General features: G+C 58.2%; 8 protein-coding genes. 3 read left to right on the top strand and 5 right to left on the bottom strand.

The window, feature by feature from the left end:
• Positions 1-906: 906 nt before the first annotated feature.
• The 4 genes from QRN22_RS11710 to QRN22_RS11695 form a co-directional block, all read right to left on the bottom strand.
• Positions 907-1,242, bottom strand: a complete 336-nt coding sequence (locus QRN22_RS11710) for an isochorismate lyase (protein WP_042556657.1) — start codon at positions 1,240-1,242, stop codon at positions 907-909.
• 85 nt (positions 1,243-1,327) lie between these two features.
• Entirely contained in the window at positions 1,328-2,506 is a 1,179-nt protein-coding gene (locus QRN22_RS11705) for a histidine decarboxylase (RefSeq protein ID WP_042556656.1), read from the bottom strand.
• 39 nt (positions 2,507-2,545) lie between these two features.
• A complete protein-coding gene (locus tag QRN22_RS11700; RefSeq protein WP_042556655.1) occupies positions 2,546-4,381 on the bottom strand; it encodes a (2,3-dihydroxybenzoyl)adenylate synthase in 1,836 nt (611 codons plus the stop codon).
• 26 nt (positions 4,382-4,407) lie between these two features.
• Positions 4,408-5,556 carry an isochorismate synthase gene (locus QRN22_RS11695; protein WP_231570246.1) on the bottom strand — a complete coding sequence of 383 codons (1,149 nt, stop codon included), beginning with the start codon at positions 5,554-5,556 and terminating at the stop codon, positions 4,408-4,410.
• A 161-nt stretch (positions 5,557-5,717) separates the two neighbouring features.
• Between QRN22_RS11695 and QRN22_RS11690 the strand changes: the two genes are divergently transcribed.
• Both QRN22_RS11690 and basC read left to right on the top strand, forming a co-directional pair.
• Positions 5,718-10,049, top strand: coding sequence for a non-ribosomal peptide synthetase (locus QRN22_RS11690; RefSeq protein ID WP_231570245.1), 4,332 nt, complete (start codon positions 5,718-5,720; stop codon positions 10,047-10,049).
• Between the two features lie 80 nt (positions 10,050-10,129).
• Entirely contained in the window at positions 10,130-11,446 is a 1,317-nt protein-coding gene (gene basC, locus QRN22_RS11685) for a putative histamine N-monooxygenase (protein ID WP_042556652.1), read from the top strand.
• A gap of 46 nt (positions 11,447-11,492) precedes the next feature.
• On the opposite strand, the gene QRN22_RS11680 is transcribed toward basC, so the two are convergent.
• Positions 11,493-13,646: a condensation domain-containing protein gene (locus QRN22_RS11680; protein WP_042556651.1), complete on the bottom strand. Its 2,154-nt coding sequence runs from the start codon at positions 13,644-13,646 to the stop codon at positions 11,493-11,495.
• Positions 13,647-13,875: 229 nt separating this feature from the next.
• Between QRN22_RS11680 and QRN22_RS11675 the strand changes: the two genes are divergently transcribed.
• A complete protein-coding gene (locus QRN22_RS11675) occupies positions 13,876-14,394 on the top strand; it encodes a sigma-70 family RNA polymerase sigma factor (RefSeq protein ID WP_042556650.1) in 519 nt (172 codons plus the stop codon).
• Positions 14,395-14,471: the final 77 nt, after the last annotated feature.

Genomic DNA, 14,471 nt, shown 5'->3' with positions numbered 1-14,471 from the left:
CGACCTTGCCAAGGTCGGGGTCGCGAGTTCGAGTCTCGTTTCCCGCTCCAATTTATGACATGCAGGTGTCCGTTTGAGTCTGTAAGTCATTGAAAAAAGGACCTTCGGGTCCTTTTTTCGTTCCAGATACGGCCGCTGGAATCTACCTGCCTTGCGGGCTTTTCAGTCCATTTCTCAGTCTATAAAAAACGGAGTTTGAGGTTCCGCATTCTTGCTGGGGTGGCGGTTCTAGGGCCTACCCCAGACTCCTCAGGTTAGGCGCTGGAACATGGCGGCCGTTCGCCGGGTCAGGGCAAGCAACCGGCAAGGACTGCACCCTTGGCGAAATCGATCGCCTCTCCCAGGAAGTCGTACGGTCATGATCCGCATCGTGAGTGGCTTACTTTTCGGGGTGGTGGGTAAGTACTGGTCGATATGACCCCATGCAAACATTGCCTCGGTGGTGGGGGCTCCGGAGAAATGCTAAACGGTGTCTACGGCGCGTCGAGACCCTGATGTGCTCAACTTCGGCCGCATACTGCTAGGTGATCTCAGCGATTAGGCCGTGCGTATTCAAAGTGTGTTGCCGGGCGCAACGTCGACTTGGTTCTGGGATCGCCAACTGCACGACACGCAAGACTGGCCCCAGCACTATGTCTGTGACCGATGCAATCAATGAGGCTCTGGTCGGGCTGGGCCGGAGCGAGCAGGCGATCATCCCTGGCTTCCATGAGTCCGAGACCTGAGGTCACTGGGAGGCTGATCGGCGCAGTCTGGCGCCGAAATTCGGCATTGCCGGCGGACAACTTGGTATGTACCCGCAACGACGCGTGAAGTTCACGCAGGGCCAATCGCCGACCGTATTGGCTTTGACTATCTTTTTTAATGCTGTGGAGTGGAGATTGTCGATCCTTGGTGGCCTCTGTTTCAGCGACTAGACGTCAGGCCTGTCGGGGTGGAGTGGGTTTCCCGCCAGTGCAAAATCTGCTGCTGGATGTTCCAGTGGATGATTTGCTCGAAGAGCTTCTCGGCAAAAGCCACATCAAACTCTGCAGCAGCCGCCCATTGGCGGCGGTCTTCAAGCATCGTAACGACTCTCTCGGGCGCCGGAATGGCTCGTTCATTAGCTTTGAACTGGATGGCGGCCTTCACGTAGCCTAGGCGCTGCTTCAGGGCTTGAAGAATCTGCTGGTCAAAAAAATCGATGCCGGCCCTGATGTCATTCAGACTTTCACAGGCGTCAGGTGTTTTAAGTTGCGACATGGTGCTTGTCTCTAAAGGTGATGGTTAGTGCCCTGCTGCAGATAACGTCAAGGTGCGGGCAGATGACCGTTGGGTCGCTCGAAAGTCAGCGCCTGTTCTCTGCGTTTCGGGTATTTACGCCCCGGTATCGCCAGGTATCTGTTTGGAATTCGGTGATGATCTCGTCGATCAGGGCGTCGATCATCACGCTGTCATGATGGTGTGGCGTTGTGATCAGGTGCGCGAAGTCTCCGGATGTTGCCAGGCAATACTTTTTCGCTAGCCTCTCTGACGGGCACGGGAACACCACGGTAATGGAGTTCTCGTTGCGCCAGGCATCGATGCTCGCAGCCTGAAACCGGTCCACTGCGTACTGTGCCTGTTCCAGGCAGTGGTGGATCCGCCGGCGCCAGTCGGCAAACGAGTGGCTGCGCAGCGCAGCCCACATCATCAGTGGCGTATGACCGTTGCGCGAACCACTGATGGTTTTGTCATGTGCCAGGATGTAGTCGACCTCCACGGAGATACGCTCAACGTTCTTACGCTTGGCCACGACGATCCCGCAAGGAATCGGTGAGCCAATGATTTTGTGCCCGGAGACGCAGATCGAATCTATGCCATCGGCGAAGGAGAAGGGCTGCGGGTGGTCCACGAAAGGCAGGATCATCCCGCTCAGCGCTGCGTCCGCATGTAGGTAATAGTCGCGGCGGGCAATGCCGGCCAGTTGCAGGTGTTGCTGGATGGTGGCGATGTTGTCAACGGCTCCACGCATCGTAGTGCCGATGTTGGCGAAGATGATCGGGTGACGCTCCTGGTCAGCGACGATCTTGACCATCAAGTCGTCATAGTCGATTTCACCATTGGGCTGCGATTCGACTGCGCGGCATTTGATGCGCAGCAACTTGACGATTTTTGCCACCGAGTAATGGGTGTCTTTGGAGTAATACAGCGTGCCGTCCGGGAACAGTTCGCGTGCCAGGTAGCAGCCGAACATATTGCCTTCAGTACCGCCATTGGTGACGTAGCCCCAGCTATTTTCGCGTGCAATATCGAACAGCTCGGCGAAATACGTCATGACGTCTTTTTCAAAGTCGAACGAGTTCAACAAGTAGTTGCTGTACTCGTTCCAGTCCCCGCAGTTATTGATCGAGAACTGAAGGAAACGGTGTATCTGAGAGTAGTCAAAATCGGCTGATTCGGGGTAGCCGATATTGAAGTACTGGTTGGTCACGCAATGCTGCCAGAAGCGTTCAAGTCGGCTTTGGTCTGCCGAGGATAAAGTCATGTCTAACTCCTTTTAAATCGACTTGGTGACGCGGCCCGGTCAGACCAGTTTTTGTCGCGCGTCTACCAGCGCCCACCAACTGGCGAGCGTTGGTGAGTTGGCCAGTTCCTCGAAACTCACGGCGATGCCTCGTTCCTTGAGCTCTGCGGCGAGCTTCATCACTTGCAGCGAGTCGAGTCCGTAGAAAATCAGGTTTTCCTCGGGGTCCAGCTCTTCTCCCTCTTCAATCAGCTGCAGCACACGGGTTTGCAGCCAGGTGCGGGTGGTTTCAGCTGCCAACAGCTTGCGCAGCTGTTTTTTGTCGATCTTGCCCACGGCGGTGAGCGGCATGGTTTCGATAAGCCGGATGCGGTCGGGCAATTTGTACTCGGCGATGCCGAGCTCCATCAGGTGCCTTCGCAAGGCTGGAGGGGTAAGTTTGAGGTTTTGCGAGACGACGAAGGCGCAGCTCTTTTCTCCTAGTCTGTCGTCGGGCATTGCCACCAGACCGGCGTGGGTCACGTCCGGGTGTAGAACGATGAGGTTTTCGATTTCTTCCGACGCGACCTTCTCGCCACCTCGATTGATCTGGTCCTTGACCCTGCCGACGACGCGCAGGTCGCCAGTTGGTGTCATCTGCACCAGGTCACCGGAATAGTAATACCCCTCTGCATCGAAGGCCTGCGCGTTCTGCTCGGGGCTTTTGTAGTATCCGCAGAATGTGTAGGGGCCACGTGTAGCCAGCAAGCCGGGTTCGCCGTTAGCCACCGGGTTACCATGTTCGTCGACGATTTTGATTTCGTCACCCGGACTGATCGGGCGGCCCTGGGTGGTGAATATCTGTTCGGCGGTGTCGCCGAGACGGGTGTAGTTGATCAGGCCCTCCGCCATGCCGAACACCTGCTGCAGTTTGCAGCCGAGGAGCGATGGGACCTGACGGGCCAACGAGTCGGCGAAGACCGCGCCGCCGACCTGGAGAAACTCCAGCGACTGCAATTGATCGCGGCAGTTGGGGGCGGCTTGTAACCATAGCGCGACTGCACTGGGCACCAGGGCGACGGTATTGACCTCATGACGTTGGATCATCGAGAAACAGGTCTGAGGTTCAGGGTTCGGCGCCATGATGATGGTGCCGCCGGCATATAGCACGCCCAGCGCACCCGGCGAGCTGAGCAGGAAGTTGTGCGCTGCGGGCAGGGCGCACAAAAAGCGTGTTTGCGCTGTGAGGCCGCAGATATCGGCGCTGGCGCGTGCGTTGTAGTGATAGTCGTTGTGGGTTCGCGGAATGAGTTTGGGCGTACCCGTACTGCCGCCCGAGAGTTGGAACAGCGCGACTTCATCCGGCGCGCTGGGTGAAAACGCTGCCTGGGTGTCGGCCGGGGTTTCTATCCAGGCCATGAGGTTGTTTTCATCGCGCAACTCGCCCAACAACAGAGTGACCTGTGGGCTTGTTCCTGTTTCCTTGAGGTCGTCGAGATAGCCGTCGTCGTGAAACACTTCGTGCTCGCGGGACGCAATCAGCAGCTTGGGCGTGATCTGCTTGGCATAGCTTTTGAGTTCAAGCTTTCTATGGCTGTAGAGCGCATTTAGCGGTGCGACCCCGACCTTGAACAACGCAAACAGCACAATGTAGAACTCGGCGATGTTGGGCAACTGCACCAGAGCGGTGTCGCCTGTGCCAAGCCCGCTGGCCGCCAGGCGCGAGGCCAGATTGGAAGACAGCTGGTCGAGTTCTCCATAGCTGAAACGCCGCTCGCCACAAATGACCGCTGACGATTGAGGATGTGATTGGCTGCCTGTGTGGAGCAACTGGGTGAGTGGCTGGTCGATCCAGTAGCCTTTTTCCCGATAGCTTTGCGCTCTGTCGAGGGGCCAGTGAGTGAATTCTATAGTCATGGGAGTCACTGCTGAAAAAGAGGTGTTTAACGAGACAAACCACATGCACGTAGCATGGTGCCGAGCTTGGTCTGGACTTCGGTCCACTCGGAGTCGGGGTTGGAGGCTTCGACGATGCCTGCTCCGGCGAACAGGCGGACCCTATTGCGTTTGACGGTGCCGCAACGGATGGTCACCACCCATTCGCCGTTCCCCTGCGCGTCGCACCAGCCCACCATGCCGGTGAACAGGCCACGCTCGAGGGGCTCGACGAAACGGATCAGGCGCCGCGCGCGTTCTGTGGGGAAGCCACAGACGGCTGGGGTAGGGTGCAGGCGGCAAGCCAGCTGCAATGCCGACACAGTGGGGTCTGCCAATGTGGCATCGATTCGTGTCGAGAGGTGCCAGAGTGCGGGCGTGCTGATGAGGCTCGGGCACTGGGGCGCGTTCAGTTGCGTACACAGTTCCGCCAGCTGGCTGGCGATGTCTTCGATTACGAGGCGATGCTCGTAGTGATCCTTTTCCGATGCGGCCAACCAATCGGCATTGCGACGATCTTCGTGCGGGTCGGCCATGCGTTTGATCGAACCTGCCAAGGGGTTCGACACGAAACTCAGGCCATCTTTGTGTACCAGCAGCTCGGGGCTGACACCAATCAGCGTCTCACCGTCCGGCATGGGCACGCGGAAGTGATAGCCGCTTTGATTCTGCGCCCGCAGGTTGTCCTGCATGGCGCTCACATCGACATCCTTGGCGAACAACAATTCACGTTGTACCGAAAGCACTGCCTTGCGCACATCGCTGTGGTGGAAGTTGACGATGGCGTGCTCCACCGCATGTTTGAAGCCCTGTTCGTCCGGGATGCTTTTTTGGTCTAGCAATTTTGGCAGGGGCGTGACATCCGTAGATAAGGCGGTATTTCGGGTTTGCCATTGCGCATGTTCGGGGATGTAGAGGCAGGACGCTTCGGCGGGGTCGAAAGGAATGGCGCCGACGATGATCGGGTTGAGCTGGCCAGCTTCGCGCGCTTGATCGAGTGCATGTGCAATGGTCTTTTGGAACGCACTGTCAGCGTTTTCGCCGCCAATAGCTGGCGTTTCGATCCTTTGCAGCATCCCGGTGACAGCGAGCTCACGATCACCTGAGGTGAAGGAAAAACTGTCTCTTGCGTCAACAAGCAGCTGCTCCTGGTTCATGTCATTCGTCCTTAGGGTGCCCGCTCTCATTTGCGAAAGCCTCCATGGCTTTTGGTAGAAAAATTTAAGCTTGAAATATAATCATTATCATTCTTATATAGGTGACGCCAATCATTTAGATTTGTCAATCACATGGGTGAGCCATGAGAGAGTTAACTCCAATGCAAGCCGCCTGTTGGGTCGGGCGTACTGCTCATGCGTCTTTAGGGAGAGTTTCGGCTCATCTTTATGCCGAGTTCGATGGCCATTTCATTGAGCTGGGCCGGTTACGCGAAGCCCTCGAGCGAGTAGGTCTGCTGCATCCCATGCTGCGGGTTCGGATAAATTCACAGGGGCTGCAAACCATCTCTGGAATGGGCCTGGCGCCTCAGTTGGAAGTCGAAGACTTGTGCGCCATGACCGAGCAGGAGGCAGCGCATCATCTGCTCGCCAAACGTGAGACGTGGACGCATCAACAACTCGATCTTGGCCAGGAGCCCGGCGCCCGATTCGGCGTGAGTCTCTTGGCGGGCGATGCGTTTCGCCTGCATGTCGACACAGACATGATTGCTGTCGACCCATCAAGCTTCCGCACGCTGATGGAAGATCTCGCACGTTTTTACGAGCGGCCCGATAACGAGGCGCCGCACACGCCGTCATTTTTCGATTGGTACGACAAGGCACGCGCCGACGCCGCACTCAAAGCCGTTCATGATCGTGACCGTGTCTGGTGGCGTGAGCGCTTGGCCAGCGTCGCCCCTGCACCGACATTGCCGTTTATCGAGACCCCGCCCGGACCTGCGCGGAGCGAGCGACTGAACGCTTGGCTGGGCCCGCAAGAACGCCAGGCGCTGCAACGCGTGGCGCGTGAACGTCGAATGACCCTCTCGACCTTGATGATGGGGTTGTTCGCAGCGGTACTTGGGACTCAAACCGGCGACAAGACCTTCCGGCTCAATGTCCCCACGTTTTGGCGCCAGCCATTGGTGGACGAGGTCGAGAGGATAGTGGGCGACTTTGCCAACGTATTGATTCTTGACGTGGACATCGAATCGGCCGGCACGCTGGGCGCGCTGTGCGATCAGTTGGCGAGAAAAATGCTGGGGCTGCTTGAGCACAGCGCCTATAGCGGCGTGAATGTGATGCGCGATCTTTCCCGCCATCATGGTTCGCCGCAACTGGCTCCCGTGGTATTCACCGCCGCGCTGGACATGCCGGGTGGCGACTTGTTTTCGGCGCGTGTACGGCGTGTTTTCGGCCCGATGAACTGGGCTATTTCCCAAGGTCCCCAGGTGGCGCTCGATGCTCAGATTGTCTGCGTCGACGACGGCATACTGATTAACTGGGATATCCGTCTCGATGCGCTGCCGCTGGCGTGGGTGTCGGCTTTTTTCGAGCGTTTCGTGGCGGTCACTCGTGAAGTGGTGGCCAGTTCTGGCGCGCTCGATCAGCCACTGCAGCCGCGCTCCAGCGCCATCGAAACCCCGCTGTCCGCCTTGCAACAGGCCTACCTGCTTGGCCGTGGCACGCAAGTGCCGCTGGGAGGTGTAGCCATGCAGGAGTTTCGTGAGTATCACGGACGCATAGAGGTGGCCGTGCTGCGTAATCGTCTGGTCGCGATGGTCGAGCGCCATGCCAGCCTGCGCACGCGAATCGATGCGCACAAGCTTTTGTCCTATGTCAGTGATGAGGTCCAGGTAAACCTGCAAACCATCGACCTCACAGCGCTGTCGCGCGACGCAGCGCAGGCGCATATCGATGCATGTCGTGAGGCTTATGCGCACGGTATTTTCGAGTTGGATCGTTCACCTTGGGATGTCACCATTTTCCAACTTTCCGATGACCTGTTAACCGTCTTTGTGCGCCTGGATGCACTGATCCTCGACGGTCGCTCCATCGCAGCGTTGCTGGTGGAGTTGTTCGACGGTGTGATCAGCGAGCAACCCGTCGCCGAGGATGCGCCCGAACCACTGGATCTGACCGATCAACGCAAGGTAGATGCGCTCTATTGGAAAACCAAGCTTGCGGCGGTGAGTGGCGCGCCACGCTTGCCGTGGCGTGTGCCATTGGACCAGGTGGGGGCTGCGCGCTATTCACGCCAGAGCCGGCAGGTGCCCAAAGAGGTATTCGACGTGTTCTGTAAGCTGGGCGCCCGGCAGCGCCTGTTCAAGAACTCGGCTTTGATGGCGCTGGTACTCGAAGTGCTTTCCCATTGGCTCGACGAGGGTGGGTTGTGCGTGGCTGTGCCCGTGGCACCGCCAACTGCTGGCGCTTTCGCCAACCGTTCGAGCTTTATCGCAATCAATGGAGGCGAGGCCCAAGGCAGCTTTACCGAGCGTGCGGCGAGGCTGCAAGTCGATGTGTTGGAAGGGCTTCAGCACCTGGCTTTTTCGGGAGTGGACCTTGCCCGGCTGCTGTTCGAATCCCACGGTCCCGGGCCTGTGCTTCCGGTGGTGATAACCAACGGCTTTTCCTGGCCGGTTATAGCTGCGGACAGCCCCGTGCACCTGCAGGGCGGGTTGACCCAAACACCCCAGGTCGCCATGGACATTCGCTTTTGGGCCAATGCTGATGGCGCGTTGATGTTGGATATCGACTACGCGCGCGAGGCCCTTCACTGCGCCATTGTCTGCGATATTCTCGACACCCTTGAACAGGCCGTCAGTCAAATTGCAGCGAGCGGCGTTTTTGCCTTTGATTGCGCCGCGATCATCGACAAGCATCACTACCGACTCAACAGCCCGGTCACTGACGCGCGCCAGGACAGGTTCCTGGCTCGGATCGCCACACACCTTTTTAATCCCGCCAACCAGCGTATCGCCGTTATCAGCGGCGAACGGCACATCAGCTACGCCGAGCTGGGCGAGGGCGTCTCGCGAGTCATTGCAGGGTTGAAGGCGCGCGGCCTTGGCCAGGGGCATGTGGTCGCTATCTGCCTGTCACGCAGCCCGGAGCACACCATGGTGACGCTCGCCTGTGCGTTGACGGGCGTGATCTGGGTGCCCATCGACGCGTCGGCACCGGCTGAGCGCCGGCATTATCTGCTGGAAAACTGCCGGCCCGATCTGGTGGTCATCAGTGTTGGCGAAACGGCAGAGCATCCGGTAGCGACGCCCGAAGCACTGTTGGCAGAGCCCGCTGCCTTGCCAGCCGCGCTGAATGATCTGTCATTGAGCGACGCACCGGCGTATTACCTCTATACCTCGGGCACCACCGGCAAGCCCAAATGCGTGGTGCTGTGCAACCGCGCCACGGCCAATGTCATCGGCAGCACATTGTCGCACTGGGGGGTGGGCGCCGACGATGTGTTCATGTCGGTCACTCCGCTACACCACGATATGTCGGTGTTCGATGTCTTCGGCAGCCTGACCGCTGGGGCGACTCTGGTGCTGCCCGGACTCGGCGAGGAAAAGGATGCGCTGCGCTGGAATCAGCTGATTGCCAGGCATGGGGTAACGCTGTGGTGTTCCGTACCGGCCATTCTTGAAATGCTCCTTGCCTGCCGTGGCGCATGGAGTTTGAACAGCCTGCGCGTGATCGCCCAAGGCGGCGACTACATCAAGCCTGGTGTTATCGCAGAGTTGCGCGAGTTGCTGCCGGCTTCACGCCTGATCTCCCTCGGCGGACCGACCGAGACGACTATCTGGAGTATCTGGCACGACATCAGTGCCGATGACCTGGCGCAGATACCCTATGGTCGGCCTCTGCCAGGTAATGGTTATCTGGTACTCGACGCCCAGGGTGCGCACTGCCCGGCAGGCGTTGTCGGCCGGATTCATACCGCGGGCGTCAATCTTGCGCTTGGATATCTGGAAGGCGGTGAGCTGACGCAGAGTGAGTTCATCACCGTCATCGATGAACAGGGCGAGGCTGTACGCGCGTTTCGTTCCGGTGACTGCGGGCGCTATCGCCGCGACGGCACGTTGATGTTCGCCAGCCGGATCAATGGCTATGTGAAGGTGCGCGGTGTGCGCGTATCGCTGCCCGACATCGAGATCGAGCTGATCAAGCAGCCTTCGGTCAAGCACGTACTGGTGGTGGATTATGACGAGCATTGCCAAGGCGATGTGGGCATTGGTGCCTTGTACGTCGTCGCCGAAGAAGGCGCGCCGCTGAGCGCCGCCCAACTGCGCCAATTCGCGCGCGAGCAGTTGCCGCAGTCTCACGTGCCCACGCGATTCATGCAGGTCGAGGCGCTGCCGCTGTCGCAGAACGGCAAGCCTGACCGCCATCGGGCCCGCAGATTGCTGATGGCGCCCACTGACGAGGCTGCCGCGGATTCGGTGCAAAGCAGCAAGGTGTTGGCGATCTATCTAAGCGTCTTGGGGCGGCCGCCGGAAGACGGTGCAAATGCCTCGGTCGACTTCATCAGCCTGGGGTTGCGGCCTCAGCATCTGAAGTCCATCGCTACGCGGTTGCGCGAAGAGCTTTCCGTGCAGCTTTCACCTGGGCAATTGCTGCGTTGCCGTAACGCCCAGGACGTTGAAGCACTGCTCGCCGCACAACCTGCATGAGCGCACATGAATCAAGCGCAGTGCCTTTTGCGGCGCCGGCGCCTAACCACACAGCAGTATCCAGGGGGATGGATTGGATGATGGATTTACCCATTGTAGATGTCGCCGGTGTCGGTATCGGGCCCTTTAACCTTGGGCTGGCGGCTTTATTGTCCAAGCACCCTGGCACCACCAGCATTTTCCTCGATCGGAAAGCCGAATTCCGCTGGCATGAAGGGCTGCTGTTGCCGGGTACCACGTTACAGGTGCCGTTCTTGGCAGACCTGGTGACGATGGCGGACCCGACCCATGAATTGAGCTATTTGAATTACCTGCACCAGCATGATCGGCTATACCAGTTCTATTATTATGAAAACTTTCAGGTGCCGCGCCGCGAGTATGATCATTACTGCCGTTGGGCATCGCAACAGCTGCCGTCATGCCATTTCGGTGAGAACATTTGTGATGTGAGCTACGAAGCGGGGGCAGGTCTATTCCTGATAGAAAGTCAGTCTGTGTCGGGCTTCAAGCGTCGTTACGCCAGCCGTAACCTTTCGGTGGGCGTTGGCACTACGCCGCTGTTGCCGCAGTGGGCGCAGGTGAAAAGCGATGCGCCGATCATGCACTCGGCAGAGTTCGGCAAACGCCAGGCGCAATTGGCGGAGTGCCGGCGTGTCACAGTGATTGGCTCCGGCCAAAGTGCCGCAGAGTGTGTGCTGGCGTTGTTCAAAGATTTGACGCCCGAGCGGATCGCAGCCGGCGCCTCGATTCGCTGGATCACACGCTCACCCGGATTCCATCCGATGGAGTATTCGAAATTGGGGCAAGAATGCTTTACCCCGTCCTACATGGAGTACTTCCACAGTATCCCGCGTGAGCGGCGCCGTGAAGTCGTGGCCAAGCAAGACTTGCTGTACAAGGGCATCAGCTTTTCGACCATCGCCGACATTTACGACCTGATCTATGAACGCTCGATCGGTGGCAGTGATCCAGGCCTGACGTTGCTGTCCAACTGTGAGGTCGAGACGGTCGAAGACATCGATGGTACGTTTCGAATTGCCTATCGGCATCGCGAACTGGATCAGACGAGCAGTCTTGAGGCGGAAGCGGTTGTTGTGGCCACCGGCTACCGGCATACCTGGCCACGGTGGTTTGAACGGCTTAAAGGGGCGGTGCTGGAAACCGATGAGTACGGCGACTGTATAGTGGACGAGGACTTTACCGCACGTCGTTGTGACGCCGGGGCAGGGCGCATTTTTGTGCAGAACGCCGAGATATTCCAGCATGGTGTAGGCTCGCCCGACCTTGGTATTGCAGCCATTCGCAATGCGACCATTGCCAATCAATTGCTCGGTCGCCAGCACTACCGCCTGCCAAGGCGGTCGTCGTTCCAGCGTTATGGCATGCACGAGAATTAGCTGAAGATGCACAGGGTCTTGCCAACGAGCAAGGCCCTGTAACTGGTCAGACGCGGATATGGTCCACGGTGATGTGGCCGGCGTCGGCGGTTGAAAACAGTGCGAGCATCCCCTCTATCGCGACTCTCAGTCGCTTCATCTGCTCGGTGCTGTAGCGGTCAGATCGGTACGTGATCATCAGGCGTAGTGAGCGTTTGCCGTCGATCGTATTCTCCATGATCTCGAATTGAATACCGAACATCGACTGGTTTTTGTCCGGGTCAATCTGGCGGTAACGGATTACTTCAGCATCTGGTGTGCTCAGGGCGCCATTCAAGGCGTTATTGGCGTGAATCTGAATGTAGACGTCGAACAGCAGGCCGTCGGTCGGTGTCATGCCCAGGGCGGTTTGAATCTGCTCCATCGGTACATCGGCGTAGGCCATGGAGTCGTTGATCAAACGGCTGACGTTTTCGATCATTTCGCCAACGGTCTGTTGGGTATCGAACTGCACGCGATGCGCCACCATCGTGGTGAAGTAGCCCACCGTGTCGTAAAACGCAGGGTCGGTGCGGCCGGACGCGGAAGTGCCGATCACCAGGTCTTTTAAGCCGCCGACTTTATGTAGCGAGAGTGCGATCGCAGAGTAGATCACGCCAAACAGTGAGGCCTTGCTTTGACGGGCGAAAGCGTAGAGTTGATCGACAGTGCTCTGATTCGGCTTGATCTCGAACCACTCGGCTTTCGTCGATGCCTGGGTGGCTGGTACGTCAGGCTGATGCTCTGAGGAGGGGAGCGTCAGGCCGCGGGGTGCGTCGCGCAGCATGCTCGTCCAGTAATCGAGGTGCTGCTGGTTGATCCCGGCTGCCTGCTGGCGTACGGCAAACTCATGGAATGAAGGAGCCGGGCTTTTCCACTGCGGCGTCTTATTGGCGGCACGGGCAAGGTACGCCTGGGCCAGTTCTTCCATCATCACGTTGAGCGACCATTCATCAATCGCCATGTGCTGCACCAGCAACGACAGGGTTTGACGCTGGTGTCGTGCGTCGTAAATAAAACGCACCCTCAGAGGCAGTTCGCGGGCCAGGTCGAACTGATGCGCTGCTTCGCTTTGCAGGGTTGCATTCTGGCTTTCATTACTCGACCAGAACCATTTGTATCGCGGCAACTGCGCGACCGGCACGATTTGCTGATAGGCCTCATCCTGTTCGAAATGAAACGTGGTGCGCAGGCTCGCGTGGCGCTCGAGCAGATCATTAAAGGCTTGCTCGAATAACGTTTCATCGACCTTGTCGAGGAACTCCATGGCAAACGGCAGATTGAAAATCGTGCCGAATTCGAATGCTGCGTAAGCTCGCCCAAGGGAGGCCTGGGCCAGCGCAAACGGCGTTTTTTGTATATCTGACGGCGCGCCTTCGGCAGCCGTTGGCGCATCGTTTCGGGTGACGATACGGGCGCGGGATGCTAAGGCTGCTGCTGAGGGCGCGCTGAAAAAGTCATTGAACTGAACTTCGATGCCATGGCCGTTCAACAGCTTGCCGATTATGCGGGTGGCCAGCAGGGAATGACCGCCAAAGTCGAAGAAATCATCGGTCGCGCAGATGCCGGGTTCTGCCAGCGTTTCGCGAAATTCGTCGAGGATTATCGCCGCGATTATGCCGTTATCCGCTTGGGCGGAGCGTGCGTTAGCGTTTTCGTCGTTGTCCGGGTGACGCTGGAACCAAGAGGGCGGGATATCGCTGACCGGCTGCTCGGCGCAGTTGTCCATGATCCTGCGATAAAGCTCGTCCGCGTGGCAGGTCTGGTCGAGAATCTGATGGAGCACCAATGCGAGGATCGGCGCCTCTTCGGTTTGCACGATCAACGCCTTGAAAGGGGGCTGCTGCTGCGCATCCCACGCCGCCGCCTGCTCAGAGAGCAGGTGCTGGATGGCGTCGCCTGTCGGTTGAATGCGCTCGACGCAGGATTGCCAGTCAAGTGCCTGGACTTTTTCGACTTCACCGTCGTCGTTGAAGTGGAAGCGGGCGTTCAGCTCGGGCAGCGACTCGACTACCGATCTGAGGGCCGATTCAAGGCGTGAAAGATCAATATCGGCGTCAATCTCCCAGGCCTTCAGGTGCTTGAGCGCGCGCTCGGGAAATTGTTGCTGCAGGAGCCAGACATGTTCCTCGTATTCGCTGGCAGAGCGTTTCGACAGCGTATCTGGGTTGAAGTCCATCATGGAGTTTTCCCGCCTTATCAAACTGAACAGTAAGAAGTAGAGGTGGCATCGAGTGCCGACAGACCCATCCTCGGTCTGTTGTGATGCCCCGGAGCCTGGGCTTCAGAGAACGTGCAAACAGGCTGCGTTGCAGGGGCTTTGTGAATACCGTATTATCGAGAATAATAATCATAAAGATTATCATTGGTCAAAGTCTGAACTCGAAGAGAATCGTGTCAGGAGAAGTGTTGTGGACAACGGAGCGTTCGCGTCCAAACAGCAATTTGAACGGCTGTATATCGAGCACCATCGCTGGTTGTGCAGCCTGTTGCGTCGCAAGTTGGGCAATTCGGTGGATGCTGCGGACCTCGCCCATGACACCTATCTCAATCTCATCAGGAAGGGCCGGGTGCCTTCCGTTGAAGACTCCCGGTGCCACCTGACCCAGATCGCCAAAGGCCTGGTGATTGACCTGTACCGTCGTCGCCATCTGGAAGCTAATCACCTCGAAGCTCTGATGCAGCAGGAGGAGTCTCTGGTGCCTTCGGAAGAGACGCGCGCGCTGGCCGCCGAGGCCCTGGTCCAGATCGAACAAGCCCTGCACGACAAACCCTCGAAGGCACGTGAAGCATTACTCCTGTGCAAATTGCATGGCATGTGCCACCGGGATATCGCCGCTGAATTGAAGGTGTCGGTGTCATCCGTCGAAAAGTACATCGCTGCCGGCCTTCGGGCTTGTTACCCCTACGTTTCGACGGCCGGGTTGTGAGCGGCCGTTTCATTGAGGGTGTACAGCGAATCGATCGACGGTTGGGTTGAGCGCTCTGCTGAGCCGTTGGGAACACC

It is taken from the genome of Pseudomonas sp. MEJ086, assembly GCF_030209025.1.
Lineage (GTDB): Bacteria > Pseudomonadota > Gammaproteobacteria > Pseudomonadales > Pseudomonadaceae > Aquipseudomonas > Aquipseudomonas fulva_A.
This window is presented reverse-complemented; position numbering and strand designations above follow the sequence as displayed.